Source organism: Trichocoleus desertorum AS-A10, from assembly GCF_039962155.1.
Classification (GTDB): Bacteria; Cyanobacteriota; Cyanobacteriia; order FACHB-46; family FACHB-46; genus Trichocoleus.
The window spans coordinates 581816-608167 of the sequence record NZ_JAMPKN010000001.1 but is presented as its reverse complement, the minus strand read 5'-3'; the positions used below and the strand labels follow the sequence as shown (position 1 = coordinate 608167).

The following is a 26352-nucleotide window of genomic DNA, read 5'->3' as shown; positions in this document are numbered from 1 at the left end:
TGGCAAACTAAGACGAACGACAGATCAATAAAGCTGAGGAAATCCCTCGGTTATTCGTTGCTAACAAAGCCCGCAGGCTGAGACGCTTCAGAGAGCTCTAAGGCTGCCTTTAAGGTATGCCAAGAAAGATTGGCACATTTAATCCGCACAGGAAACTGAGAAACCCCCTGCATTACGTTTAACTTCCGCAATTCTTGGGGAAACTCTGCTTCCCCTTTCATCATGGTTTGGAAGCGTTGCACCATTTCTAGGGCTTCGACAACGGTGCGACCCCGCAGCGCCTCAGCCATCAGATCTGTAGAGGCGATCGCGATCGCGCAGCCTTCCCCTTCAAATTTGACATCCTCAATCCGGTCGCTGTTCTCGTTGAGTTGCAAAGTCAGTTCGATCGTGTCACCACAAGAAGGATTATGGCCTTTTTGATAACGATGGACTGGAGAGGTTGTACCCTTGTTACGAGGTTTTTTATAACGCTCCAGAATCACTTGTTGATATAGATCACGTAAGTTGCCCAGAGTCATGATGGGTTGATGATGTGTGTCTCCGTCTATTCTCGATCCTATCAGGGTCTTCCAGCTTGATAGGTAGCGATCGCATTATTACCTAGAGAATTTCCAGCATATCAACTGCTAGCTCGATCCGCGATCGGTTTGCCGTAGCGCTCAGGCCAGAAATTCGGAATCAATTTCCAGGTAAAACCTTGCCAGCTTTTGATAATTGGCGTTGATGCTGCGGATGAGGACTGAGCTGGCGAGCGCGGCAATGATATTGCTGAGTTAGCAGGGTGGTGATGACAGCAGCAGACACAGGTTTAGAGAACAGGTAACCCTGCCCGTACTCACATCCCATCTGGTTTAGTTGAGTATGTTGAACTGCCGTTTCTACGCCCTCGGCAATTACTTGCATCCCCAAATTGTGGGCTAGCGTGATGATCGTCTGAACAATTGCTGAATTTTTACTATTTGTGTCTATCGTGGTGATAAAAGAGCGATCGATTTTGAGGACATCAATCGGAAACCGGTGCAAATAGCTCAAAGATGAATATCCAGTGCCAAAATCATCCATATATAGCTGAATATTCAGAGTTTTCAGGGCTAGTAGCATGGCGATCGCGGGTTCCGAATTTTCCATCAACACAGTCTCAGTAATTTCCAGTTTTAGGCTCCCAGGCGCTAGCTGGGTGGTCTGCAAAATTTGACTGACTTGGGTCATCAAATCCGTCTGAGAGAACTGTCGCCCCGAAATATTGACACTGATCGTCAGGGGTTGGCAGAAGGGAAACCGTACTTGCCAGTTCGCTACCTGTTGGCAAGCTTCCTGCAACACCCAATGCCCCAGTGGCACAATCAAGCCTGTTTCTTCAGCAACTGCAATAAACTCCGTCGGAGCAACCAAGCCGCGTTGAGGATGGTGCCAACGCACTAAAGCCTCAAATCCCACAATTGCACCTGTGGCTAAAGCCACAATGGGCTGATAACGAACCTGAAACTCTTGGCGATCGATGGCTCGCCGCAGATCCGTCTCCAGTTGCAATCGCTCCACCGCGTGAGCATGCATACTCAGGTTGAAGACTTCATAACAAGCCTTCCCTACGGCTTTGGCGCGATACAGGGCAATATCAGCATCTCGCAACAAATTCTCTGATTGAACATAGCTGCGGGTATATAGTGCAATTCCAATGCTGGCAGTCGCAAAGACCTCATAGCCATTGAGATTGAAAGGTAGGGCTAGCGCCTGGTTAATCCGCTCAGCAATTTGGGTGGCACCGCTTAAATCTGAAATGTCTTCTAGTAAAACGGCAAACTCATCCCCGCCTAACCGCGCCACTGTATCGCCTAATTTTAGGCAGGCTTCTAGACGGCGAGCGATCGCAACTAACAGTTGATCCCCAACTAAGTGACCCAAACTGTCGTTAATTAGTTTGAAGCGATCTAAATCGATAAATAAGACTGCAAACAAATCCCCTGTGGAACGCTTGGCCCGCTGCATGGCATGTTCTAAGCGATCCATAAACAAAGTTCGATTGGGTAGATGCGTCAGTGCATCATGTATCGCGCTGTGCAACAACTGTTCTTCTGCCCACTTGCGCTCCGTTACATCCTGAGCCAGTGAGGCAATGCCAATCAGGTTCCCGTTTTGATCAATCAGAGGTGTGTTGTACCACTCACAGAAAATAGTTCTGCCGTCTTTCGTCTGGTTGGCATTGGTGCTCCGCATGCCTCCCCTTTGGGCCAAGAGTTCTACCCAAACCTGCTTGACCTGCTCTTTGGCGGCGTGGGGCACAATTAAGTCTAAAACGTGACAGCCTACTACTTCGCTTTGGGAATAACCAAAAATTTTTTCTGCCGCTGGATTCCAGTCCACCACTTCAGAATCTAGGTTCCACTCAATGACAGCTAGGGGAGTTTGCTGCACATGGAGTGAGAGCTTTTGCTTGGATTGCTTCAGTTCGGCATCCAGGCGAGCGCGCTCTGTGAGGTCTCGAATTGCCAAGACAGCATTAGTTCCCTGACCCTTAAATTGGATGCAAGTGGCATAAATCTCTAAGACTTGCCTGGTTTCAGCCTGTTGAAATTCATAAATGCCAGTCACATTCAGTCGTTCGTGTAACACTCGATTGACTGGGTGTTCCTCCGGCGTAAGTGGTTGATTCTGTTGCTCTAGGCACAATAAATCTAGAAGCGGTGTACCCAACACTTCAAAGCGTTGCCGATTCACTAAACGGTCGAACGTAGTATTAGACCATTGAATTCTGCCATCCTCGTCCGTCCAAACGATGGAATCGACAATGGCTCCTAAGGCCACTTCCATCTTGCCTAGTGTGGAGCGCAGTTGATTGAGCAGGATGGTGGGATCGCCTAGCATTAGGACTTTTGCTCCGTGAGGGGTTGTTACGACTCCAGAGGCCGTAAGATAGCACCAAACATCCATTGGCCAAGCTGCTGCTCTGCGGTAATAAAATGCTCGGATAGAATTTCTCTACCATCCTGAGTGACTGCCATTAATCGCAGAGGATGGTTCATGATCGTCGGTTGCTCAGTCAGGGTAAAGCGGGCAAATCCGAGGTGATGGGAATCGTGATAGCTCGTAGGAATGACTACTGTAAGCGGTTGACCGAGAATCTCCTCACTCTGCCAGCCAAAAGTGGCTTGAAAGGCAGAATTGACAAAGGTAATGAAGCCTTGATGATCTGTAATTAGCACAGGCACGTCGGTTGTAGTCGTCAGTTCCTGAAGCGTCATCATAATGGTCTGCTTCTCTTGATTTGCTTTTTTGGGTTGCTTCTGGGATGGGTCGCGATCGCAGCAATAATTAACAGTAATTAAAAAAGTTGGTTTTTTGAGTAGGCCATAGTTGTGTAGAAACTCTCTGCACAACTCCGAGAAAAACGCCTAAGTTCTAAGCAATTAAAAATGCTGTAATAGAGTCTAGTTTGGCAGTAACTAGAGCGGCAAAAATCCGCAAGTTGAGCTAAAAACATCCGCCACTTGCGCAAACTAGAGCACTTTTCTTCAAGTGCTAAAAATAAAGGCTAGAAACTGAAGTGATTTAGATAGGCAAGTCAGTACGGGGATAGAAACTTTCAATTTGACGGAGTTTTTCGTAGAGATTGCGTTCTTCCGCAGTCAGGTCCCTAGGCACCGCAATTTGGATTTCCACAATCTGGTCTCCCCGTACCCCCTGATCACTAGGATATCCTTTGCCAGCTAAGCGGAGGCGTTGACCCGGACGTACGGCTGGGGGAATTCGCATTTTCACCAGTCCATCTAGCGTGGGCACCTCAATCTGCCCCCCTAAAACCGCCTCTACTGGCGTGATCGGGAGCTGGCAGAGAATATCAGTCCCTTCTAGCTTGAAATAAGGGTGAGAGGTGACTTCAATTTTTAGGTACAGGTCGCCCCCGTTAACACCTTGCCCCTTGAGCCGAATCCGCTGCCCAGAAAACATGCCACCGGGCATATTCACTTCTAGCGATCGCCCATCTTCTAGCCGCACTCGTTCGCGACCGCCTGTATAAGCTTTATCGAGGGGCACGCTCAGTTTGGCTTCGGCATCCCGGCGACCTGTCCGCACCGTATAGGCGGTCTTGGTGGTGCCTGGGCGGTAATATTCTTGGGTGGCAGTGGTAGTGCGGGAGTTTGTGCCAGCGGTCGCCGTTTTAGCGGTGGTGCGCCGATTGAGCAGCTGATCCACAAAGCTGTTGAAATCGGGGAAGGAACCGAAATCCAAGTCATCGTTGGTGCGACCATTGTTGCGATCGCTCCATGCCGCTGCCCCCCGCGCCGCATTTCCCCCTTGAAAGCCTTTCTGCTTCCAAAAAAGACTGAATTGGTCGTACTGCGCTCTCTTGGTGGTGTCGGAAAGCACTTCATACGCTTCTCCGACATCTTTGAATTTTTCCTCAGCCTCTTTATTCCCCGGATTCAGGTCGGGGTGATATTGCCTTGCCAGCCGCCGATAAACTTTTTTGATTTCTTCTATAGAAGCATCTCTGGAAACTCCCAGAATTTCGTAGTAGTTCCGAAAGTTTTGCATAAGGAAGTTAACACTCAATGATTGATTGTCCGTTGTTGATTGTGAGGAGCTAGTAGTCGGCGTTCAAACCTAGCTCCCCACACCCAAAAACCTATTAGAGCCAGTCATCGTCATCTTCGTCCCAGTTGTCATTCTGGTAATTAGGCCCAGAACGGCCTGCACCCACGCCATAGGCAGAGCCAGAACCAGGTCTGCGGTAGGGCGTATCAAAGCTGTCATCATAATCGCGGCGGGAATCACGAGGCGAGTCACCCGTAATTGTCCGGCGGATCGACCCAAAGAAGTCGTCTTCTTCCTCTTCGGCCTGGGCGTATTGATACGCTTCTCGCTTGAGATTGTACAGCGCATCTTGCAGATTCGCCTGGGCCAAATCCACGCTGCGCTCGTCGTTAGATTCCAGAGCTTCCCGTAGTTCTTGAATCAAGACTTCGATTCGGCGGCGCTTGTCGCTGGCAAAGTACATGCCATAGTCGAGCGCGACTTGCCGCAACTCTCGCTCCGCTTCAAAGGTAAGCGCTTCTGAACGGGTTCGCTTCTCCACGCGATCGCGGCGTTGGCGATCGGCATCCGCAAATTGCTCCGCTTCCCGAATCATTTTCTGAACTTCGGCTTCGCTGAGATTTGAAGCTTCTTGGATGACGATGGTTTGCTCGCGGCCTGTGGTGCGATCGAGCGCGGTCACTTGCAAAATCCCGTTGGCATCAATATCAAAAGATACCTGTACTTGGGGCAGCCCTCTAGGAGCTGGGGGAATGCCACTCAGCTTGAACCGCCCTAGAGATTTGTTATCCGAGGCCATCTCACGTTCACCCTGCAGCACATGGATTTCCACCACGGTCTGATTGTTTTCGGCAGTGGAGAAAATGTCAGATTTGCGGACCGGAATTGTGGTGTTGCGCGGAATCAACTTCTTCATCGCTCCAGAAATGGTTTCCAGACCGAGAGAGAGCGGAGTCACATCCAGCAGCAGAATATCTTTGACTTCTCCCGCCAAAATCCCTGCTTGAATCGCTGCTCCGACTGCGACTACTTCATCGGGGTTGACGTTCTGGTTGGGTTCGCGATCGATCAAGCCCCGCACCAGTTGTTGCACCATCGGAATCCGAGTGGAGCCACCCACCAAAATCACCTCGTCAATATCGCCCGGAGACATAGTGGCATCGGAAAGCGCCCGCTTCACGGGAATTCGTAAGCGACTGACTAAATCGCCACACAGTCCCTCAAACAGCGATCGCGTCAGTTTAGTTTCTAAGTGCTTCGGCCCATCAGCGGTGGCAGTAATGAAAGGCAAGTTGATTTCGGTGACGGTGACACCAGACAGCTCGATCTTGGCTTTTTCTGCTGCTTCGGTAAGACGTTGCAGGGCTTGGCGATCGCGGCGCAGATCCACGCCTTCTTCTTCTAGAAACTGCTCGGCTAGCCAATCGACAATCTTTTTGTCAAAGTCATTGCCGCCCAGCTGGGTGTCGCCACTGGTGGATTTAACTTCAAACACACCTTCCCCAACTTCCAAGATAGATACGTCAAACGTGCCGCCACCCAAGTCAAACACTAATACCGTTTGGCTTTGTTGACGATCTAAACCGTAGGCGAGGGATGCAGCGGTGGGTTCGTTGAGAATTCGCAGCACTTCCAAACCCGCAATTCGTCCCGCATCACGGGTGGCTTGGCGCTGGGAGTCGTTGAAGTAGGCAGGAACCGTAATCACCGCCCCTGTCACAGACTCACCCAAGTAGCGCCCCGCATCATCGGCTAATTTTCGCAGAACTTTTGCTGAGATCTCTTCAGCCGCAAAGTCTTTATCCAGTCGGGGACATTTAATTTTGACGTTGCCGCGATCGTCCTTGCGAATGGTGTAGGGAACTCGCTTGGACTCTGGACTCAACTCGGCATATTGCCGCCCAATGAATCGCTTGACCCCATAGAAGGTGTTTTGCGGGTTCAAGACTGCTTGCCGCCGAGCCATTTGCCCGACTAACAATTCACCTTCTTTGCTAAAGCCGACCACTGAGGGGGTAGTCCGCATGCCTTCGGCATTGGCAATGACCACTGGCTTTCCGCCCTCCATGACGGCAACCACTGAGTTTGTCGTACCCAGGTCAATGCCGACTACTTTACCCATGCGTTGAAATTCTCCCCGCGTATCTTAACTATTGTTGAGATCATTTGCTGGATTCATTCTATCTTGCTAGCGAGGCTGCGCAGTGCTAGGGTACCCATCAATCCGTCGGTAGACTAGGTTCGGGTTTCCGCCCTATTTTCCCCTCTCCAGGATCGGCCATTTGCGATCGCGTTAGCTGCCAATCTAAATACAACATCACAATCTGAAGTTTGAGGACATTATATAGATGCTTTAGGTTGCGATCGCTGATCAACTTCTCCAAGAGCTTGTCAAGCACTTTATCAGCCAACCGCTCAAGCACCAATAATAGGATGAGGTTCATGAGTCGTTTGCATCACTACCTCTTTAGCTTCTTAGGCCCATGTCTGTGATCAAGTTTGAATCGAGTTTGATAAACGTCTGACCTTTGCCTGTATTAGGTATGACTTCTCTAAGCAGGGCTAAAATAGGCACAAGTTTTGTGCTTGTGTTATGGCTGGGCGATCGCTCCAAGTATCAGTAGAGGCTCTCAAAAAAGTCAAAAGGGCTTTAGGTAAAAGGTTTGGAACTCAAAAGGCTTTACAGGAGGAGCTAGGAGTATCTCGTCAGCCTATAGGAAACTTTTTCAACGGTAGAACAGTTGCGCGTTACATCTTTATCGAGATTTGTGAGCAACTCGATTTAGATTGGCAAGATATTGCTGAGTTGACTCAAGATGAAGAACCTGAATTATTAGAGCAAGAGCAAAGGGAAGATTCCGAGATTAATAAGTTAGTGCAAAAGAGTTCGCTCAGTTCCGAATCAGAGTATTTTGTGGGACGGCAAGAAGCCACGGAAGATATCAGCAATCTTGTTAAAGCCACAAAAGTCATTCTAATTCAAGCAGAAGGAGGCATAGGAAAAACAACATTTGCTCGCAAATGGTTTAAACAAAAGGGTTTGGATGTTTTAGAGCTATCAGTAGGAGCAGGCTCTCAGAGCATCTATTCAGCAGATGATTGGATTAGGTATAAGCTAAAATCCCACTTCAAATTGCAACCAGAGCAGAGTTTTAGAGCAGCCTTAGAACAATTCAAAGAGCAGTTAAAAGCTCACAGGGTTGGGGTTCTTATTGACAATCTTGAATCAGTCCTCGTTAATGGCGAACTTATTGAACCACATCGTTGCTACTATTCAGAGCTGCTTTTAGCCTTGTCTAGCACAAATTCGGTAACGCTTATTACCAGCCGAGAAGCTTTAAGCGAATACGGTATTAAGATTCAAGTTTATCAATTACAAGGACTGCTCCATGAAGACTGGAAAGAGTATTTTGAGTACCAAGGCATTCAAATTTCTGAATCCACTTTGAACGAGATGCATCGTGCTTATGGAGGCAATGCAGAAGCAATGTCTCTGTTTAGTAGTGATATAAAAATCTCCTTCCAAGGAAATTCCGATCTTTATTGGCAAGCCAATCGCACAGATTTAACAATAAACCCTAAGCTCGAAAATCTAGTCAAAAGACAATTTGAAAAGATCAAGCAGGACGATTATCAAGCCTATAGCCTTCTCTGCCGTCTTGGATGTTATCGCTATGAATGCATTCCCTATATAAACAAAGAAGGAGTATTTCGTTTAGCTTGGGATCTAACAGGTAAACAAAAGCAAAGAGCTCTTGATGCTTTAATATCCAGATCACTCATGAAAACCCAAGGTTTAAGCTATTATCTCCATCCCATATTTAGAGAAGAGGCAAGAGAAAGGCTTCAGCTCAATCCTGCAGCCTGGAGTGTAGCCAAGCGTGAGGCATCATTTTTTCTAATAAAAATGATGTATGAGTACCAAGATTTCGAAGACAGGCTAATTCTATTAATAGAAATTCTTGGACAAATTCTAGAAACATCTGTACTGGATCTTTCGGAGATACTTGAATTAGAACGAAGTGAAAAAATCAGCCCCGATGTATTTACAACGGTTGTAAACTTTGCTCATCTGGCCTATGACTCAGGGATAATACTTCATCAGCTTGGAATTACTTGCCACCAGCTAGGAAATTCAGAAGAAAGTAGAAGAAATTTTCAAGGGAGTAGGAAAAAACTTCAGCGGGCGAGTTTGATCTTTAATCAGTTACGAATGACTCAATCTGCCAAAACGGTTGAACAGGCCATAGATAGCTTGGAAATCAGCGAGAGAAGTTGTTACAGCCTCACCCTAGATCAATCTTGTAGCGGAAATACGCTCACCGATCGCCGAAATTGAGAAACGGAAGCAGCAGTAGCACGATCGCCCGTAAGACAAAAGATGCGATCGATCTTACTGCACCAGTAAGCAATCCCCCCTACCTGGATAGCGATCAACGACCAGAGGGTAGAAAACAGCGATTTGAGCGATTAACTTTACTAAGACTTCAATATGTAACGGTTTGCAACGTATAATGAGGAGCGGGAAACCGTTAAAAAATTCTGAAGAGCGGTAGGTTACATGCGAGTTGCGATCGCTGGAGCAGGCTTAGCAGGGCTTTCCTGCGCCAAATATTTGGTTGATGCGGGGCACACCCCGATCGTCTTGGAAAGCCGAGACGTATTGGGTGGGAAGGTAGCTGCGTGGAAAGATGAAGATGGCGACTGGTATGAGACTGGGTTGCACATCTTCTTTGGTGCCTACCCTAACGTGCTGCAACTGTTTAAAGAATTGAACATTGAAGATCGGTTGCAGTGGAAAGAGCACACCATGATCTTCAACCAGCCCACCGCTCCGGGCACCTATTCACGGTTTGACTTTCCCGATATTCCTGCTCCCATCAATGGCGTCACTGCCATTCTGCGGAACAACGACATGCTGACTTGGGGAGAAAAGATCCGTTTCGGCTTGGGTCTGATTCCCGCGATGGTTAAAGGTCAGAACTATGTCGAAGAGATGGACAAATACTCCTTCTCCGAGTGGCTAAAGAAGCAAAACGTGCCACCTCGCGTTGAGAAAGAAGTGTTCATCGCGATGGCCAAAGCCCTCAACTTTATTGATCCTGATGAGATCTCTGCGACGGTAGTGCTAACTGCCCTCAACCGCTTCTTGCAAGAACGTTACGGCTCCAAAATGGCATTCTTGGATGGAGCGCCACCGGAACGGCTCTGTCAACCGATGGTAGATTACGTCACGGAGCGCGGTGGTCAGGTTCGCCTGAAGGCTCCGCTGAAAGAAATTGTGCTGAATGAAGACAACACGGTGAAGCACTTTGTGATTCGTGGGTTAGATGGCGCACCCGACGAAACCCTAACCGCTGATTTGTATATCTCTGCGATGCCCGTTGATCCGCTGAAGGTGATCCTACCCCAGCCTTGGAAGCAGATGGACTACTTCAAAAAGCTCGATGGCTTAGAAGGCGTACCTGTGATCAACTTGCACATGTGGTTCGATCGCAAACTGACTGACGTGGATCATCTGTTGTTTTCGCGATCGCCCCTGCTCAGCGTCTACGCCGACATGAGCAACACCTGCCGCGAATACGAGAACCCCGATCGCTCCATGCTGGAATTGGTCTTGGCTCCTGCTAAAGATTGGATTACCAAATCTGACGAAGAGATTATCGCCGCCACGATGCTGGAGATCGAAAAGCTCTTCCCCGATCATTTTGTCGGCGATGACCCTGCCAAGTTACTAAAGTACAAAGTCGTGAAGACTCCCCGCTCCGTGTACAAGGCGACACCAGGACGCCAAGCATGCCGTCCTACCCAAACGACTCCCATTAGCAATTTCTATCTAACGGGAGACTATACAATGCAACGCTATCTAGCCAGTATGGAGGGGGCCGTACTTTCTGGTAAGCTGACAGCGCAGGCGATCGCTTCTGCTCATCCCAATTCAGCTGCTCCAGCTCCAGGGCGGAAGTCCCTGCAAACCACTACTGCCTAGCCTGCGACGTTAGCGAAGCGCCCCGAAGGACATGCTGCAACTGCCTGATTCCCCTCGTGTGAGAACTCTGGCCTCTTTAGAGGAGTCCTACGAATTTTGCCGCCAAATTACGGCAAAGTATTCTAAAACCTTTTACCTCGGCACGCTCTTGATGCCAGAGGCAAAGCGTCGTGCAATCTGGGCAATTTATGTTTGGTGCCGTCGCACTGATGAGTTAGTCGATGGGCCGCAGGCAGCACAGACAACACCGGAAACACTCGATCGCTGGGAGCAGCAATTAGAGTCGGTTTTCGCCGGACATCCGCTGGAAGACCCCGATGTCGCCTTAGTGGATACCTTAGAGCGGTTTCCCCAGGATATTCAGCCGTTCCGCGACATGATTGCGGGGCAGCAGATGGATTTGTATCGCAGCCGCTATGAGACGTTTGAAGAGCTAAATCTTTATTGCTATCGAGTCGCAGGTACAGTTGGGCTGATGTCTACAGCGGTGATGGGCGTAGACACCACCTATCGCACCGCTCCCTGGGACCGCAACACGCCTCAAGGACCCATCGAAGAAGCGATCGCGCTGGGGGTGGCAAACCAGCTCACCAATATTCTGCGTGATGTGGGTGAAGATGCACGGCGCGGCAGAATCTATTTGCCTTTAGAAGACTTAGCCTTATTCAACTACACCGAGCAAGATCTATTTAATGGGGTCGTAGATGAGCGCTGGCGAGGATTGATGCGCTTCCAGATTCAGCGGGCCCGCAAGTTTTATGCCCAAGCAGAAAGAGGCATTAGTCGGCTCAGTCCTGATGCTCGCTGGCCAGTTTGGGCAGCTACAGGACTCTATAGCCAAATTCTCAACGCGATCGAAAGTAACCAGTACGATGTGTTTCAGCAGCGGGCTTACGTTAGAGGCCCTCGGAAACTAATGTGCCTGCCAGTTGCTTGGTTACGCTCTAAGGCGCTCTAAATTATTCTTTTTCTGTGCTTTAGATCACACTACAGTTGTGATCTACTTTTGTTTTCACGGTTTACAGGCTCGTGATTCTGGCTATGATGGGGATGTCTGTGCGAGAGGCAGAACTAGCAACGGCAGGCTAGAGCTTTCCTGAAGTAGTGACGTTGGCGATTTCTGCCGTTTTCCTCAAAAAGCGTCTTTATTGTTTGTTAATTGTGTTTTTTAACACTCTTCAAAAGCAATTGATTCGCTTACGTTAAAGGACGATTGTTGCCTCATACAAGGATAGTGCGTAACGCAAGGGAAGATCCGAGTAGTGCGTGATACCAGCCTACTAACCGAAGTGCTCCACCTGGTGGTTCAACCGAATGACACAGAAGCGCATGCCTTCTTCTGTGAGCTAGGCTTGCAACCGATTCCTGATGTTCCACAACTGCTCTGCTTGGTGCTCGATGAAAGCCAACTCCGAGGAGTTTTTTGCCAAATCAGCCAGAGGCTCTCGGAAACTGGACAAGCCGATTCTCGCTTTATTCTGACGCGATCGCCCCTCCAGTCGAAAGCACTATTGATTGAATTTCTGCACGCTCAACCGCTGAGCAGTGTTACGGTGCCGATCAAGCATCAATGGTTTTTTCAAGCCTTAGCCGATCGCGCTTTTGTCTTTAAGTATCAGCCCATTTATAACTTGGCTTCCGGCGAGGTGCTGGCTTATGAATGTTTGGCGCGGGCGGTGCAGGGTCAAGGTCAATACTTCAATGGCAAACAGATTTTAGATGCGGCCCTCTCAACTCATTGCACCCATGAATTTGATGAGCTGGCTCGTGAAACTTGCATCAATGCGATCGCGCAGGTAAGCAATGGCCAAACCTTTTTTATCAACGTGCTCCCCAACGCCATTTTGCAAGGGCCTAAATCTTTAGAGCGCAATTTGCAACAAGTTCTGGCTCTAGGGTTGCAACCACAGCAGATTGTTTTCGAGTTAACCGAAGTAGAAGCGCTGATTCAACATCCAGACCTCTCACGCTTAATTCATCAAATTCGAGACTACGGGTTTGGAGTCGCCATTGATGACTTAGGGGGGCAAGTTGCGATCGATCATTATTTCATGGCTCTCCACCCGGATGTGATCAAGCTAGATCGTCAGCTCGTGCAAGGTTGCAGCCGCCATCCAGTCCAGCAAATTCTGCTCAAGAGCCTTCTTTACTCAGCCCACGAAATGGGCATTTTAGTCGTGGCCGAGGGTTTGGAAACGGCTGAAGATATTGCTTTTTGTCGGGATCTAGGCGTTGATTTTGGTCAAGGCTTTGGGCTAGCTAAACCCGAAGTGACACTGCAACAGCAGAGATTGGATATTTCTAGTTTTTGTCCTCTGATCAATCGCCGACCCGCGATCGCGCCTCTATTTGCTGCTAAGCTAGCCGCATTTAACAGCCGCCAACCCCGCCTTACCCATGCCATTAGCTAATTGGTAACTGGCAGCTCTAGATGGCCCTCCGAGGTTGCATTAAGGCCCCTCCAGCTTGCATAGTAGATGGAGTCCAAGCCCTGCGACGATTCATGCAACTCGAATTTGTGCCTGTTGAAGATTTTTATTTCGCTCTCACCTTAGCGGTTCGTACTCTCGAGGATATCCCCGATCCAGGGCTCATTGAGCAAATGCGATCGCGCCTTCAGGAAAAGTTTGGTCAGCCTTCGACCGTTGCCGCAGCGAAACAAAATACGTTTAACTACGTGTTTCGAGTGCATAACTACGACAACAGTCCTGCCAATCAACTAATCGTCTCTGTGGCAGACTGGCAAGATAAATTACGTCTCAGCAGCGACTATGGCTGGACCTTAGATGCCGAGCGCAAACCGATCCGCACCGAATGGTTTGACCGCCGTCCAGAATTTTGTCAACAACTGCGATCGCACCTACAAGAGTGGCTAAAGGTACCCATTGGTTGAAATCAACTGCTGGTAAGCCTCAAAACCAGGGCGATCGGTAGGGGTAGATTGTCTGCCCTCGAAAATGAAAGGGCACCTACAAGAGGTGCCCCTACTAGCTTCATTCTTTCAATCGGCAGTTCTTAGCCAGAACTTATTTAGCGAGAGGGAGCCTGACCAGGGGTGCGGCCACCTTCGTCATTGCTGCCACCACGGGGGCTAGAGTTGCCTGGATCGCAACCCTCGGCACCGTTACCAATGCCTTGGTTACAGTTTTGCTTGCCCTCTTTCTCGTCGTCTTGCTCTTGAGTCTGAGTTTCTTGCTCAGTTTCGGTCTCTTGCTCAGTTTCGGTCTCTTGCTCGGTTTGAGTTTCAGTTTGGGTGGTGCCCTGCTGAATCACATAGGGAGAAGAGAAGCTTTGAGCTTTACCTGTGCTAACCAAAGCTTGGTACAAGAACGCACAAACTTCTGCGCGAGTTGCTACGCGGTTGAGTTCTAAGCGATTGGTGTTGGGATAGTTGATCACGATTCCCCGCTCGGTCAGGGCCGCGATTAGCGTCCGGACATCAGCAGGAATAGTAGCTGCATCCCCATAACCTTGCAGCAAGGTTGCAACAGTGCTGGTGCTGCTGACGGAGGTGTAGTTTAAGCCTCTGGCTAAGGCTACCAACACATCCAGACGAGTCAGACGAGCAGTGGGGTTGAAGAGGCGATCGCTATCAGCACCAAAGAAGCCCATCGAGTAAGCTTCGCGAACAGCGGTGTAACCCCAATAACTAGTGGAGACATCACGAAACTCAATGGCTTCGCGAACGGCTCTTTGGTCAAAGGCTTTGCGCAACACTGCGGCAAATTGAGCCTTAGTAACTGCTTCGCTAGGACGGAAGGTATTGTCCGGGAAGCCCTCAACAATATTCTGTTGAGCCAAGCGAGCGATGAACTCATAGGCCCAGTAGCTACGAGAAACATCCGTAAAGCTACCTTGGGTAGTGCTGGTCGTGGTTTGCTGACCACCGGTTTGCTGGCCAGTAGAAGTAGTACCTTGGCCAGTAGTAGATTGGCTGGTTAGGCGAGCCATTAGAGTTTGGGTGGCAGCTTGGTCGAATGCCAATACTGAGCCAGTCGCGTTGGTACGATATACCCAAACTTCCTCGGAGCTGGCTACAACTACTCGGAAACCAGGAACATCACCAGGAGTGCAGGTAGATGCAGTGCCAGGAACACCTAAGCAGCTATCAGACCAAGTCTCTTGTTGGACGGAAACCACCCGCAGTTGAGTCGCTTGGACTTGGCTACGAGCCGTGATCGCTTGGTATACAGAGGTGGCGATCGCTTGAGTAAATCTAACTTGGCTGCTGCTAGATTGTGTAGTTGTGGTGGTTTGACGAGTTTCAGTAGTTTGAGTGGAACTAGTAGTCTGACTAGCAACGGTCCGAGTTGCAGCCTCGTCATACACAACTTGAGAGCCAGTGGCATTGGTGCGGAAGACCCAAGTTTTGTTATCACCTTCTACAAAAACCCGGTAGCCTGGAACGATCGCCTGGGTGCAACCAACACCAGCACCCCCCAGACCCAAACAACCATCGGACCACTCTACTCTCTCTGCTCTAGCGATTCGCAGGCTAGCAAGTGATATCTTCTGGCTGGTAGAGATTTGTTGGAGGATAGTTCTGGAAGCGCCTTCAGATAGTTCGACTTCCTCGCCACCATCGTCATCGCCATCATCGTCGTCGCTATCGTCGTCTCCACCATCATCGTCGCTGTCATCGTCACCATCATCACTATCGTCGTCATCGTCTGACTGACTGATGAGCAACTCGCCAGACTGCTCTGTAGAAAGCTGTTGGCTAGTAACAGGTGAATTCGTAGCCTCAGCTTCCGAAGTTACAGCATTTGCTGGAGCAAAGGCAGTCATCGACAAAATCGTGGCAGCCAAAAACAGCTTGCCCAAAGAGGCCAAAATGCCTTGATTCATAGATCCTCACACTCACGTAAACGGTTAAAGGGACGGTTTTTAATTGGTATATGTTCCCTGATTGATGCCTTAGAGGTCTTTATGGCTGAGCGTAGGCCAAAAAATATATGATGAACGAAGACTATTTACAAATCTTAAGAAGATAGTGGGAATGACCCAGCAGTTAACAAAGACCAATATTTTTGAAAAACTGACTTGGACTTGGCGCGGCTACCCGATCCAGTACACCGTCATGGGCACTGGACGCCCACTGGTGCTGATTCATGGTTTTGGAGCCTCCATTGGCCATTGGCGCAACAATATTCCAGTTTTGGCAGCGGGTGGCTACCGAGTGTTTGCCTTGGATCTACTGGGGTTTGGTGGCTCGGCCAAGCCAGATATTGAATACAACTTAGAACTCTGGCAAGCGCTGCTCCAAGACTTTTGGGAAGACCAGATTCAGCAACCTGCTGTTTTTGTGGGTAACTCCATTGGTGGCTTGCTGAGCTTAATGGTGCTGGCTAATCATCCCGAAATTGCTGCTGGAGGCGTGCTGCTCAATTGTGCGGGAGGGCTAAATCATCGCCCCGATGAACTGGTGCTGCCCTTGCGCTTGATTATGGCCACTTTTACCAAACTGGTCAGTTCTCCCCGATTTGGTCCGTTTTTGTTTAACCGAGTTCGCCAAAAACATCGCATTCGGAACACGTTGCGTCAGGTTTATCGCAATGCTGAAGCGGTGACGGATGAACTCGTAGACTTGCTTTATGCCCCATCCTGCGACGAAGGTGCCCAACGGGTCTTTGCGTCTATTCTGACGGCCCCTCCTGGCCCTACTCCCACAGAATTGCTGCCCCAAGTCCAGTGCCCTTTGCTGGTGCTGTGGGGAGAACGTGACCCTTGGACTCCGATCAGAGGAGCAGAGGTTTACCGAAAGCTGAGCGATCGCGAACCTGGGGAAGATGTGCCTCCAGTGCGTTTTGTCGCCATTCCTGACACAGGCCACTGCCCACACGATGAGCGACCAGAAGTGGTGAATGCTCTAATTTTGGATTGGCTCGCAGAAACGGCTTTGTAAACTCATGCCCTGGAAAACTCATGACGGTCTTTGAAACGCCACGCCTGCTTTTACGACAATTCACTCAGGATGACGTGGATGACCTAGCAGCGATGTATGCTGACCCTGCTGTCATGACTTATTTGGGTGGGGTTCGCTCTTACGAGACCACACAGCAGCATATTGAGCGCATCATCCAAAACTATCGGGAATACGGTTTTGGGCTGTGGGCGGCGATCCATAAGGGCGATCGCCGATTAATAGGTCGTTGTGGGCTGATTCCTCAGACCATTGAGGGACAAGGCCAAGTTGAGATTGGCTATTTACTTGCCCACGCTTATTGGGGGCAGGGATTGGCGACGGAAGCAGCTACGGCGATTCGAGATTATGGGTTCAATACGGTGGGGTGCGATCGCTTGATTTCTCTGATCGATCCTCACAATTTGGCTTCGCAGCAGGTGGCGCTGCGAGTGGGTTTAACGTATGAAAAAGATGTGATTTTGTCGGACAAGCCGATTCGGGTTTATGCCATTTATAAGCCTGCTGACTCTTAGCATTGTTTAAGCTAGTTGAAACCGAACCTTTGGGGGTAAACGCTTCCAAACCCTCGCTGAAGGACGGTTGCGTCCCTCAGGCTCCCTCAAAAAGTGTGCTCGGGTTTTCGCGAACTTCTCTCTGTGATGGGATGCGGGCGATCGCTTTTGATTGTGTAATGAGGGGCGAGTGGTGACGGTTGCAACAGGAGGGAACGATGGCTAGCGATCGCAAAATTGCTGTGGTGACGGGTGCAAATCGAGGTTTGGGTTTGGAAACGTCGCGGCAATTAGCTAAGCAAGGCGTTTATATCATTCTCACGAGTCGTGATCAGGCGAAGGGGCAGGCTGTCGTTCAGCAGTTGCAGTCTGAGGGGTTTGAGGTTGGATATCATCCCTTAGATGTGACTGATGCGGCCAGTGTGCAACAACTCGCCCAGTTTGTTCGTGACCAATTTGGCCATCTAGAAATTCTGGTCAATAATGCTGGCATCGGCCTTGATTTTGACAATGGCAGTCTCTTTAATCTACAAATTGAGACACTGGCGCAAACCTTACAGACCAATCTTTATGGCCCGATTCTGCTCTCCCAGGCACTCATTCCGCTGATGCAAATTCGGGGATATGGCCGAGTGGTGAATGTCTCTTCTGGGGCGGGGCAATTGAGCGAGATGAACAGTGGCTATCCTAGTTATCGAATGTCGAAAACGGCTCTCAATGCTTTAACTCGCATTCTGGCGAATGAGTTGCAAGGGAGCAATATTTTAGTGAACTCGGTGTGTCCCGGCTGGGTAAGAACAGATATGGGTGGCCCTGATGCCCCTCGTACCCCAGAGCAAGGAGCAGACACGATCGCCTGGTTAGCCACTCTACCGGATGGTGGCCCCACCGGAGGTTTCTTCCGCGATCGCCAACCCATTCCCTGGTAAAGCATCTTACAAATGAGATTTAGCTATTTCTGTGCTCACCCATGATCACTGGGGCAAACTTAGAACATGGCTGCTTAATGACACTAAGGCGATCGCGGGTTTGGGAGACAGCAATCTAGCATGTTTAACGCCACAGAACTTTTAATCGAAAACTTTTTAGAACAACTCAGAAGTGCCTACCAACGTACCTATGGCGGCTGGAAATCCGAATACCAGGAGATCATTGCCTGGGTAGGGAGCATGGCCCTGGAGAATATTGCCAACAGTGATGCGCTCTACCACAACGTAGAGCACACGATTCTCGTCACGTTGGTAGGGCAGGAAATCTTACGGGGTAAGCATATCCGGGATGGAGGGGTCTCCTGCGATGATTGGCTGCACTGCATGATTTCCCTGCTATGCCACGACATTGGCTATATCAAAGGGGTTTGTCGTCGCGATCGCCTAGGTTTATACGCCACGGGTATGGGCGACACAATGATTTCTCTACCACCCGGAGCGACCGATGCCAGTCTCACGCCTTACCACATCGATCGCGGCAAGCTGTTTATTGAGGAGCGGTTTGGTGGACACCCACTAATTGACGCCGAAGAAATTAAGCGCAATATTGAACTTACCCGTTTCCCAGTGCCAAACGACAGCGACCATCAAGACACAATTAACTACCCCGGTTTGCTCAGAGCCGCAGATTTAATTGGTCAACTGAGTGATGTTCGTTATTTGCAAAAAATCAATGCGCTGTTTTACGAATTTGAAGAAAACGGCACCAACAAACATTTGGGTTATCACCATCCCGGTGACCTACGGCAAGGCTACCCAAAGTTCTTCTGGAATGTGGTTTACCGCTACGTAGAAAACGCCCTTACTTATCTGCAATTAACTCAACAAGGCCAACAAATTATCGCCAATCTTTACGCCAATGTTTTTGTGGTAGAACATGGCCCAGCGGTAATTTAAGGAAGGAGTTTAGAAAAAGCGCGATCGCCTCTCTCCTCCATCAAGCTTCCAAAAGAATTACTCCAAGCAGGGGGTTGACGATGTTGGTTTTTCTCTGTTAGCGTCAGTGGATAAGGCTTAAAAACTCGCAAAAGATTTTTTCGCAGATGCTATCTCTTCGCAGCAGATACTTTTATTTTTGGTTTATGGAGGTTCACTTGGAGTGAATCCGGCTTTTGCTGATTCTCCAGGTGGACCGCAGACAACAGGCTCTGCGGTCTTTTGCTTTTTAAGGACAGATTTCATCCCAAACATATAGGCAGGACTCAAACTCGTGACGACTCCCCACACTAAAGCAATTTCTCAAGTGGCCGCAGCTAGTCTGTGTGCCATCAGCTTTGGTGATTCCCTCAAGACGCAGTGTATTTCCTACCTGCGTCTTTCTTTTTGGGGAAGCTGGTTTTATAGCTTTTACTTTTGGACCAGGAGTTCCGGGTAAAGTCGCCATGCTGCTTACTGCACGACCCGGAACTCTCACAAGGTTCCGGGTTTTTTGTTATCTCTCACTTCTTTACTCTCTCGGAGACCCATCATGTTAAACGCCAAACTCGCTAGCAAAGCCGACGCCAACCACAAAAGCGTGATTCAACTGTCTGATCACGTGACCGTTGGCGGTAAAGATCTGCTGATTGTCGGTGGCCCTTGCACTGTAGAAAATTTAGCCCAAATGGAAGCTGTGGCTAGCCGCTTACTCACAGCCCCGATCCAAGCCTTGCGGGGTGGAGTTTACAAGCCTCGTACCTCTCCCTACGCTTTTCAAGGTATGGGTTTGGAAGGCTTGGAGATTTTAGCCACGGTGCGGCAGCGCTACCACTTGCCTGTAGTGACTGAAGTGATGGCGATTTCTCAGATTGAGGAAATTGCTGCTCAGGCTGATATGTTGCAGATTGGTAGCCGCAACATGCAGAACTACGACTTGCTTAAAGCGCTAGGCCAAGCAGGGAAACCGATTTTGCTGAAGCGGGGTCTCTCCGCCACGATTGAAGAATTCGTTCTGGCAGCGGAATACATCCTGGCTCACGGCAACCCTAACGTAGTGCTGTGTGAGCGGGGAATTCGCAGTTTCGACACCTACACCCGCAACGTCCTCGACTTGGGTGCGGTTGCTGCCCTAAGGCAAATCACCCATCTGCCGATCATTGTTGATCCGAGCCATGCCGCTGGAAAGCGCGAACTAGTAGCAGATCTAGCGAGAGCCGCGATCGCCTGTGGTGCTGATGGCCTGATCATTGAGTGCCACCCTGAACCAGAGCAATCAGTCTCGGATGCTCGCCAAGCCCTCTCTTTAGAAGAGATGGCGGAACTAGTCGCTAGCTTGAAGCCGATCGCGGTTGCGGTTGGGCGAGGCATTGCAGAAATGAATACCCGTCCTCTAGTTCCAGTTTTAGCGGGAATGGTGGGTGTCAAGTAACAAACAAGTAGCAAAGCAGATTCCAAACACTTACTTCAAAGGCTTGCCTCATGATCAGCATATAGAGGAATATGCCTTTATTCCCTGAAATGAGACTTCAGCTTTATGCCTGCCCTCAGTCAAGCAGCTAGTCTGCCGCTGCTTCCAGAACTGATTGATGGATTGCCCAATATTTCTGGCTGGGAGGCAGAAGTGCGATCGGTGGTGCAGCACGATCGCCCCATTTTTCTACCCACTACCAATATTCACCTTCAGGATGTCTCCGCTGCGTTTGCGATCGCCCTCCACATGCACCAGCCCATGATTCCCGCTGGGCCGCAAGGAGAGTTGATCAGCAACTTGCAGTATATGTTTGAGCATCCCTACGAAGGAGATAACCACAATGCTGGTCCCTTTGCCTACTGCTACAGCCGCATTGCCGACTTCATGATTGATCTGGTGCGGCAAGGTTGCAATCCTCGTATCATGCTGGACTACTCTGGCACTCTTTTGTGGGGGTTGCGCCAGATGGGTCGGGGAGACATTTTAGAAAATCTCAAGCGCATCACTTGCGATCGCACTTACCACCCGTATGTCGAGTGGCTAGGTACCTTCTGGGGTCACGCGATCGCCTCGACCACTCCGATTCCTGACCTGAAGCTGCACATTCAAGCTTGGCAACATCACTTTGCGGCCATCTTTGGCTGGGATGCTTTAGCACGAGTGAAAGGATTTTCCTTGCCAGAAATGCACCTTCCCAATCATCCCGACACCCTATTTGAACTCATAAAAGCCTTAAAGGAAGCGGGGTATCGTTGGCTTCTTTTGCAAGCAGATACAGTAGAAACCACCACAGGCCAACCGCTATCGCAGCCCCATCTCCCGCATCGATTGGTGGCCCGCAACGCTGAGGGAGAAACTGTTAGCATCACGGCGCTGATTAAAACCCAGGGTGCTAACAATCAGCTAGTCGGTCAAATGCAGCCCTACCAGAAAGCTAGAACTCTCGGCCCGCAACTCGTTGGCCAGGTCACTATCCCGCCATTGGTAACGCAAATTGGTGATGGTGAAAATAGCGGAATTATGATGAATGACTTTCCAAGTACTTTCCGAAATGCCTGGTATGACATGAGCGCCCAAGCTCAAGGCCACTTTGGTGTCGTTGGCTTAACGGGCACTGAATATCTAGAACTCGTAGAGGCAGCAGGTTGTACCCCAGAGGATTATCCGGTTTGTCAAGCCAAGGGACAGCACCGAATTTGGCAGCGAGTTTCCGAAGCAGATACTCCCAAAGCGATCGCGCGGGCCATTACCGAACTCAAGCGAGAAGATCCTAGTTTTCAGGTAGAGGGCGTCTCTTCCGCTCATGCTCTGCGCTGGAGTCAAGGTAACGACCCTGTTTTGGCTTCTATGCAGAAACTCAGTGCGTTGTTTCATCAAACCCTTGATCCCCTCCTGCAAGCTCAATCGGGCAATAGCGAGGCTAACCCTCACACTAATCCGTTAAGTTCTGCTTTAACTCAGCAACCCCGTTATCGCCAAGCCCTCCTTTACAACCTGTTAATCCAAACCAGTTGTTTTAACTACTGGGGGCAAGGGATGTGGACTGAGTATGCCCGTACGCTCTACAGTCGGGGGAAAGAGAGGATCTCCAGTCATTTCTAGAGAGTTGCTTAGTTGCGGCTGATTCGATAGAAGTTTGTCGTGGCGATCGCTCTAGCATTCCTTACCCAAAGTTTCTTTCTCGACGGATAAAAAGTTGCAAGGCTAGGTGTTTAGCACTCCATCAAGCTAATTTTCCTCAGAAAAAATTAGTTGAAATTAGTGATTAGTCTAGGAAAAATATCAATTTCAATCTTGCTTGGAGGCTGAATTCACTAGCCGATTAAAATTTCCGTAGGACTGCATTTTTTTGTATTAATTGCAACAAAATTATTGGACTAATGCAGAGACATTTGAGCGGCTCAAAGTCCTGTTAAATCAAACAATGGTATGGTAAGCTGTACTCGAAGAGTTTTATTCGGTTGTAGGGTTTGTTTTCTCATTTCGACAGGCATCTCTCCGAATTTAAATCTCTGCAATTTCTTTGATTCTGGAGAGTTTCATGTCCATTTACGTTGGTAATCTGTCTTACGATGTCACGCAAGACGATTTAAATGCCGTTTTTGCAGAGTACGGCACTGTTAAGCGAGTTCAACTCCCTCTAGACCGGGAAACGGGTCGCCCCCGTGGTTTTGGCTTTGTTGAAATGTCTACAGAAGCAGAAGAAACCGCAGCAATCGAGGCTCTGGATGGAGCTGAGTGGATGGGTCGCGATCTAAGAGTCAACAAAGCTAAGCCTCGCGAAGAGCGCAGCGGTAGCGGTGGTGGCGGTGGTAGAGGTCGTGACGATCGCAATAGCTGGGGCGGCGGCGGTGGCGGCGGTGGCGGCAGAGGCTACTCCCGGTATTAATCATTTCCTAGAAACTGAAGCACTGGCTTGAGTGGATTGAATTTGCGGTAATCCTGGTAAACAATACTCATCACGATTCAGAGGCAACCTGAGGGATATACAGAATGACCCAAATTGTTCTGGGCGAAAACGAAGGAATTGAGTCAGCGCTACGTCGCTTCAAGCGTCAAGTTTCTAAAGCTGGAATTCTCGCTGATGTGAAGCGTCAACGCTTCTTTGAAACTCCTCAGGACAAGGAGAAGCGTAAAGCGTTAGCCAGACGTCGCAAACATCGCTTTCACTAAACTAGGGCTAGCTAAAGCTAAAGCGAAGAGTTGTCAGTTGGCACTCTTCGCTTTTAGTTTGAGGCGGGCTGAGGCAGAGCTACGACTTGTGGTTGGCTAGCCGCTTGGACAAATGCCTTAAAAATCCTTTGTTGCCCAGAATCTTCTGGGGCAAGTTCTGGATGCCACTGCACCGCGATCGCCCAAGGATGATGCTGATGTTCTAGCGCTTCAATCACACCATCCGGGGCTTGAGCGGCAACGCGCCAACCGGGAGGTGCGCTTCGGGCGGATTGGTGGTGCCAAGACACTACATTAATTTCTGTTTCTCGATGGAGCAAAGTTGCAAGTCGCGTTCTGGGCACAAGTTGCACAGGGTGCTTGGCACAGTGAGACTGATCGGCTCGGTGAATGACGGTATTGCCAAATTCGTCAGGAATGTGAGGAACCAACTGGCCGCCGCTCACAACCATAAAAATTTCCAGCCCTCGGCAAATTCCCAACATTGGAATTGACGTTTTCAGAGCTAGGTTAGCAAGTCCGAGTTCAAAGGCATCTCGCTCAGCATTGACGCGATAGATGCTGGGGTGTGATGAACCCTCGTACTCGGCTGGGTCAATATCGCCGCCCCCCGAAAAGAGCAGGCCATCGACAAAATCGAGGATTCGAGCCTGATGCATTTCACCAGGAGTTAGGAGTACAGGCACACCTCCAGCACGTCTGACCGCATCTATGTAGTTGCTGAACAGAGAGTAGTGTCCTGTTTCGTTTTTGCAAGAAGTCGTGATGCCAATAATTGGCGGCTTCGTAATTGAGTTGGGGGATGGAAGAGGGAACAACATGCTGCACAATCATCCTAAGCAAGACAACCAGGAGAGCGCAGTCTTAGAACCAGAGTGCGATCGCCCGCTTTATGATCAACCACATTGGGATCATTCACTATTACTAAATTTCCCTAATTTGTTCTAGGAGTTGGCACGGTCTCAAACATAATTTTAGGGTCGAAATTTAGGATACTTTAGTTGCCTTAGTTCTAACTGTGTTCAAACTGTCAGACTTGGCTTTAATCTCGCTCTAAACTTCAAGATTCTCTATTAGCTGACGCCGCTGGAGTGGCGAAGTAGCGATCGCAGGCATTGGAGTCGCAGGCAGGATAAGCAGAATGGTAAACGGTAGTGCGCTGCCCAAACAGGGTATAGCGGTTGTCGCGCACTTGTTCATAGATGCGATCGCCGCTCCATTTCAGCCCAGGAAGGGCACGATAGGCAGCCACAAATACACTGCCTAGAGGAAATAATTGACCAATTTCTTCAGCGGCATCACTTCCTTGCCAGCGGCGTTCTGGAGCTTCTGCATCAATCAAGATCATGCCTAGTTCGCAGTCCTGAGGGGTGACGTTCCAGCGCTGCAAGGTTTCTGGATCTTGCATGGGAATGTACTGAAAGCGATCGCCTTGGTCTAAGCTTTCTAGAAGTTGTACCAGGGTAACGCAGAGGTTGCATTTGCCGTCATAGATTACGGTGTAGGGCATCAGTTTTTTAGAGAGTTGCCTTTCTATTGTGAATTATTCTCCTCTGTAGAGCAGAAGGCACCTGTACCTAAGCGTTCGGGGATGTCCGGAAATCCAGCCTGTCATCGCTTGCTCAAAATTGACTAGAGTGAGAGAGCTAATCCTTGTTCAATTCGCCTAGATCCGAGCGATCGCCCTTCTGTGACTAATTCGCCCTTTGCTGCCGAACGCCTCCTCTTTACTCCCGCTACACCCAACCCTGACGCTATTCCCACGATCTTTGCCTTCCCTAACGAGTACAACGTCGGCATCACCAGCTTGGGCTATCAAGTCGTTTGGGCCACCTTGGCCGCTCGCTCGGATCTGCAAGTTAGCCGCCTGTTCACCGATGTTCATGAGCCTTTGCCATCTCAACCAGAACTGCTCGGCTTTTCGGTGTCTTGGGAACTGGACTATGTAAATATTTTGAACTTGCTGGAATCTCTCGATATTCCGATTCGGGCTAGCGATCGCACCAACACTCACCCGCTAATTTTCGGAGGCGGCCCTGTCTTGACGGCGAACCCCGAACCCTTCGCTGACTTCTTTGATGTGGTGCTGCTCGGAGATGGCGAGATTCTGCTAAATGCGCTGGTTGCCGCCTACAAAGAAGTGCGAGGCAGCGATCGCGTTACTCAACTACGGCACTTGGCCCAAGTTCCAGGGATCTACATTCCTAGCTTGTACGAAGTTACTTACCGAAGCCCAGACGGAGCAATCGCCACTATTCAACCCGTTGACTCCACCATTCCTGCTCAGGTCGAAAAGCAAACCTATCGGGGCAATACTCTCTCCGCCTCTACTGTTGTCACCGAAAAAGCTGCTTGGGAAAACATTTATATGGTGGAAGTGGTGCGGAGCTGTCCAGAGATGTGCCGCTTCTGCCTCGCCAGTTACCTGACTTTGCCCTTCCGCACCGCCGATGTGGAAACGTCATTGATTCCCGCGATCGAACAAGGTTTAACCGTGACCGATCGCCTCGGTTTATTGGGAGCTTCAGTTACCCAACATCCAGAATTTGACTCCTTGTTGGATTACATCAGCCAACCTCAACATGACCAAGTACGGCTGAGCATTGCTTCGGTACGGACCAACACTGTCACCGAGAAACTGGCGCGAACCCTCAGTCAGCACGACACCCGCTCGATCACGATCGCGGTGGAAAGCGGCTCAGAGCGATTGCGGCAAATCATCAACAAGAAACTGCACAACGACGAAATTAATCAGGCAGCGGTGAATGCGAAAGCAGGCGGTCTGAGCAACCTGAAGCTCTACGGCATGGTGGGCGTTCCGGGTGAAGAAACGGATGATCTAGAGCAAACCGTGGTGATGCTGCGGGGCCTCAAGAAAGCAGCTCCGGGTGTGCGCCTCACCTTCGGCTGTAGTACCTTTGTGCCCAAGTCTCATACCCCGTTCCAGTGGTTTGGGGTGAATCGCCAAGCCGAGAAACGGCTGCAATTTCTGCAAAAACAACTGCGATCGCAAGGCATTGATTTTCGACCGGAAAGCTACAACTGGTCGGTGATTCAAGCCTTGATTTCTAGGGGCGATCGCCGTCTCTCTCGCTTATTGGAACTAACTCGTCATTACGGAGATTCCCTAGGCAGTTATCGCCGCGCCTTCAAAGAACTGCGAGGACAGTTACCCGACCTGGAATTTTATGTCCATGCTGATTGGACACCGGATCTCGTATTGCCTTGGCAGCACTTAAAGGGACCATTACCCCAAAACACGCTGCTGAAGCATTTGGCAACGGCCACCAGTCTATTTAACTGGGAACACCAAGCCGCGTTAGAGCAACAGTTAAGCGTTCCCGCCTAAGACCCTCCTA

General features: G+C 49.7%; 23 protein-coding genes. 14 read left to right on the top strand and 9 right to left on the bottom strand.

The genetic code is table 11. From position 1 onward, the window contains the following. Window positions 1-50: 50 nt before the first annotated feature. The 6 genes from sufU to NDA01_RS02745 form a co-directional block, all read right to left on the bottom strand. Window positions 51-521: a Fe-S cluster assembly sulfur transfer protein SufU gene (gene sufU, locus NDA01_RS02770; RefSeq protein WP_348226779.1), complete on the bottom strand. Its 471-nt coding sequence runs from the start codon at window positions 519-521 to the stop codon at window positions 51-53. A 160-nt stretch (window positions 522-681) separates the two neighbouring features. Further along, window positions 682-2931 carry a putative bifunctional diguanylate cyclase/phosphodiesterase gene (locus NDA01_RS02765; RefSeq protein WP_348226778.1) on the bottom strand — a complete coding sequence of 750 codons (2250 nt, stop codon included), beginning with the start codon at window positions 2929-2931 and terminating at the stop codon, window positions 682-684. Further along, entirely contained in the window at window positions 2892-3245 is a 354-nt protein-coding gene (locus tag NDA01_RS02760; protein ID WP_190433643.1) for a PAS domain-containing protein, read from the bottom strand. Before NDA01_RS02760 ends, NDA01_RS02765 begins: the two co-directional genes overlap by 40 nt. A 304-nt stretch (window positions 3246-3549) precedes the next feature. Continuing rightward, a complete protein-coding gene (locus tag NDA01_RS02755) occupies window positions 3550-4536 on the bottom strand; it encodes a DnaJ C-terminal domain-containing protein (RefSeq protein ID WP_348226777.1) in 987 nt (328 codons plus the stop codon). Between the two features lie 94 nt (window positions 4537-4630). After that, window positions 4631-6658, bottom strand: coding sequence for a molecular chaperone DnaK (dnaK, locus tag NDA01_RS02750; RefSeq protein WP_190563274.1), 2028 nt, complete (start codon window positions 6656-6658; stop codon window positions 4631-4633). A 97-nt stretch (window positions 6659-6755) separates the two neighbouring features. After that, window positions 6756-6980, bottom strand: coding sequence for a hypothetical protein (locus tag NDA01_RS02745; protein ID WP_348226776.1), 225 nt, complete (start codon window positions 6978-6980; stop codon window positions 6756-6758). A 149-nt stretch (window positions 6981-7129) separates the two neighbouring features. Between NDA01_RS02745 and NDA01_RS02740 the strand changes: the two genes are divergently transcribed. The 5 genes from NDA01_RS02740 to NDA01_RS02720 all read left to right on the top strand — a co-directional run bounded on the left by NDA01_RS02740 (window position 7130) and on the right by NDA01_RS02720 (window position 13418). After that, a complete protein-coding gene (locus NDA01_RS02740; RefSeq protein WP_348226775.1) occupies window positions 7130-8875 on the top strand; it encodes a helix-turn-helix domain-containing protein in 1746 nt (581 codons plus the stop codon). A gap of 222 nt (window positions 8876-9097) precedes the next feature. Next, a complete protein-coding gene (pds, locus tag NDA01_RS02735) occupies window positions 9098-10525 on the top strand; it encodes a 15-cis-phytoene desaturase (RefSeq protein WP_348226774.1) in 1428 nt (475 codons plus the stop codon). Between the two features lie 31 nt (window positions 10526-10556). Next, on the top strand, window positions 10557-11483 hold the full coding sequence (gene crtB, locus NDA01_RS02730) for a 15-cis-phytoene synthase CrtB (protein ID WP_190433653.1): 927 nt from the start codon (window positions 10557-10559) through the stop codon (window positions 11481-11483). A gap of 304 nt (window positions 11484-11787) precedes the next feature. Beyond that, window positions 11788-12936, top strand: coding sequence for an EAL domain-containing protein (locus NDA01_RS02725; protein WP_348226773.1), 1149 nt, complete (start codon window positions 11788-11790; stop codon window positions 12934-12936). A 92-nt stretch (window positions 12937-13028) separates the two neighbouring features. Next, the gene (locus NDA01_RS02720; protein WP_190433654.1) at window positions 13029-13418 is read left to right on the top strand and encodes a hypothetical protein; all 390 of its coding nucleotides are present in this window, start codon (window positions 13029-13031) and stop codon (window positions 13416-13418) included. Window positions 13419-13555: 137 nt separating this feature from the next. Here NDA01_RS02720 and NDA01_RS02715 read toward each other — a convergent pair whose 3' ends face one another. Beyond that, window positions 13556-15373, bottom strand: a complete 1818-nt coding sequence (locus NDA01_RS02715) for an S-layer homology domain-containing protein (protein WP_348226772.1) — start codon at window positions 15371-15373, stop codon at window positions 13556-13558. 151 nt (window positions 15374-15524) lie between these two features. Between NDA01_RS02715 and NDA01_RS02710 the strand changes: the two genes are divergently transcribed. From NDA01_RS02710 to rpsU, 8 genes are all read left to right on the top strand, one after another. Continuing rightward, the gene (locus NDA01_RS02710; RefSeq protein ID WP_348226771.1) at window positions 15525-16430 is read left to right on the top strand and encodes an alpha/beta fold hydrolase; all 906 of its coding nucleotides are present in this window, start codon (window positions 15525-15527) and stop codon (window positions 16428-16430) included. A 20-nt stretch (window positions 16431-16450) separates the two neighbouring features. After that, a complete protein-coding gene (locus NDA01_RS02705) occupies window positions 16451-16963 on the top strand; it encodes a GNAT family N-acetyltransferase (protein WP_348226770.1) in 513 nt (170 codons plus the stop codon). A gap of 197 nt (window positions 16964-17160) precedes the next feature. Beyond that, window positions 17161-17871: an SDR family oxidoreductase gene (locus tag NDA01_RS02700; RefSeq protein WP_348226769.1), complete on the top strand. Its 711-nt coding sequence runs from the start codon at window positions 17161-17163 to the stop codon at window positions 17869-17871. Window positions 17872-17991: 120 nt separating this feature from the next. Beyond that, complete coding sequence (locus tag NDA01_RS02695) at window positions 17992-18828, top strand: Npun_R2479 family HD domain-containing metalloprotein (RefSeq protein WP_348226768.1); 837 nt, start codon at window positions 17992-17994, stop codon at window positions 18826-18828. A 532-nt stretch (window positions 18829-19360) separates the two neighbouring features. Further along, complete coding sequence (gene aroF, locus NDA01_RS02690; protein ID WP_431193296.1) at window positions 19361-20278, top strand: 3-deoxy-7-phosphoheptulonate synthase; 918 nt, start codon at window positions 19361-19363, stop codon at window positions 20276-20278. A 105-nt stretch (window positions 20279-20383) separates the two neighbouring features. Continuing rightward, window positions 20384-21922, top strand: a complete 1539-nt coding sequence (locus NDA01_RS02685; RefSeq protein WP_348226767.1) for a glycosyl hydrolase family 57 — start codon at window positions 20384-20386, stop codon at window positions 21920-21922. 439 nt (window positions 21923-22361) lie between these two features. Continuing rightward, window positions 22362-22709, top strand: a complete 348-nt coding sequence (gene rbp / locus NDA01_RS02680) for an RNA-binding regulator (protein ID WP_190433663.1) — start codon at window positions 22362-22364, stop codon at window positions 22707-22709. 104 nt (window positions 22710-22813) lie between these two features. After that, a complete protein-coding gene (gene rpsU / locus NDA01_RS02675) occupies window positions 22814-22993 on the top strand; it encodes a 30S ribosomal protein S21 (protein ID WP_190433665.1) in 180 nt (59 codons plus the stop codon). Between the two features lie 53 nt (window positions 22994-23046). Here the strand turns inward: rpsU and NDA01_RS02670 are convergent, their stop codons facing one another. Continuing rightward, a complete protein-coding gene (locus NDA01_RS02670; protein ID WP_348226766.1) occupies window positions 23047-23814 on the bottom strand; it encodes a gamma-glutamyl-gamma-aminobutyrate hydrolase family protein in 768 nt (255 codons plus the stop codon). Between the two features lie 239 nt (window positions 23815-24053). Then, window positions 24054-24503 carry a thiol-disulfide oxidoreductase DCC family protein gene (locus NDA01_RS02665; protein WP_348226765.1) on the bottom strand — a complete coding sequence of 150 codons (450 nt, stop codon included), beginning with the start codon at window positions 24501-24503 and terminating at the stop codon, window positions 24054-24056. Between the two features lie 180 nt (window positions 24504-24683). On the opposite strand from NDA01_RS02665, the gene NDA01_RS02660 reads away from it, so the two are divergent. Continuing rightward, window positions 24684-26342, top strand: coding sequence for a B12-binding domain-containing radical SAM protein (locus NDA01_RS02660; protein WP_348226764.1), 1659 nt, complete (start codon window positions 24684-24686; stop codon window positions 26340-26342). Window positions 26343-26352 lie beyond the last annotated feature (10 nt).

Coding starts and splice junctions, on each gene's coding strand:
- sufU (WP_348226779.1), bottom strand. CDS start 521: ATGACTCTGGGCAACTTACGTGATCTATATCAACAAGTGATTCTGGAG.
- NDA01_RS02765 (WP_348226778.1), bottom strand. CDS start 2,931: ATGGATGTTTGGTGCTATCTTACGGCCTCTGGAGTCGTAACAACCCCT.
- NDA01_RS02760 (WP_190433643.1), bottom strand. CDS start 3,245: ATGATGACGCTTCAGGAACTGACGACTACAACCGACGTGCCTGTGCTA.
- NDA01_RS02755 (WP_348226777.1), bottom strand. CDS start 4,536: ATGCAAAACTTTCGGAACTACTACGAAATTCTGGGAGTTTCCAGAGAT.
- dnaK (WP_190563274.1), bottom strand. CDS start 6,658: ATGGGTAAAGTAGTCGGCATTGACCTGGGTACGACAAACTCAGTGGTT.
- NDA01_RS02745 (WP_348226776.1), bottom strand. CDS start 6,980: ATGAACCTCATCCTATTATTGGTGCTTGAGCGGTTGGCTGATAAAGTG.
- NDA01_RS02740 (WP_348226775.1), top strand. CDS start 7,130: ATGGCTGGGCGATCGCTCCAAGTATCAGTAGAGGCTCTCAAAAAAGTC.
- pds (WP_348226774.1), top strand. CDS start 9,098: ATGCGAGTTGCGATCGCTGGAGCAGGCTTAGCAGGGCTTTCCTGCGCC.
- crtB (WP_190433653.1), top strand. CDS start 10,557: ATGCTGCAACTGCCTGATTCCCCTCGTGTGAGAACTCTGGCCTCTTTA.
- NDA01_RS02720 (WP_190433654.1), top strand. CDS start 13,029: ATGCAACTCGAATTTGTGCCTGTTGAAGATTTTTATTTCGCTCTCACC.
- NDA01_RS02715 (WP_348226772.1), bottom strand. CDS start 15,373: ATGAATCAAGGCATTTTGGCCTCTTTGGGCAAGCTGTTTTTGGCTGCC.
- NDA01_RS02710 (WP_348226771.1), top strand. CDS start 15,525: ATGACCCAGCAGTTAACAAAGACCAATATTTTTGAAAAACTGACTTGG.
- NDA01_RS02705 (WP_348226770.1), top strand. CDS start 16,451: ATGACGGTCTTTGAAACGCCACGCCTGCTTTTACGACAATTCACTCAG.
- NDA01_RS02700 (WP_348226769.1), top strand. CDS start 17,161: ATGGCTAGCGATCGCAAAATTGCTGTGGTGACGGGTGCAAATCGAGGT.
- NDA01_RS02695 (WP_348226768.1), top strand. CDS start 17,992: ATGTTTAACGCCACAGAACTTTTAATCGAAAACTTTTTAGAACAACTC.
- NDA01_RS02685 (WP_348226767.1), top strand. CDS start 20,384: ATGCCTGCCCTCAGTCAAGCAGCTAGTCTGCCGCTGCTTCCAGAACTG.
- rbp (WP_190433663.1), top strand. CDS start 22,362: ATGTCCATTTACGTTGGTAATCTGTCTTACGATGTCACGCAAGACGAT.
- rpsU (WP_190433665.1), top strand. CDS start 22,814: ATGACCCAAATTGTTCTGGGCGAAAACGAAGGAATTGAGTCAGCGCTA.
- NDA01_RS02670 (WP_348226766.1), bottom strand. CDS start 23,814: ATGTTGTTCCCTCTTCCATCCCCCAACTCAATTACGAAGCCGCCAATT.
- NDA01_RS02665 (WP_348226765.1), bottom strand. CDS start 24,503: ATGCCCTACACCGTAATCTATGACGGCAAATGCAACCTCTGCGTTACC.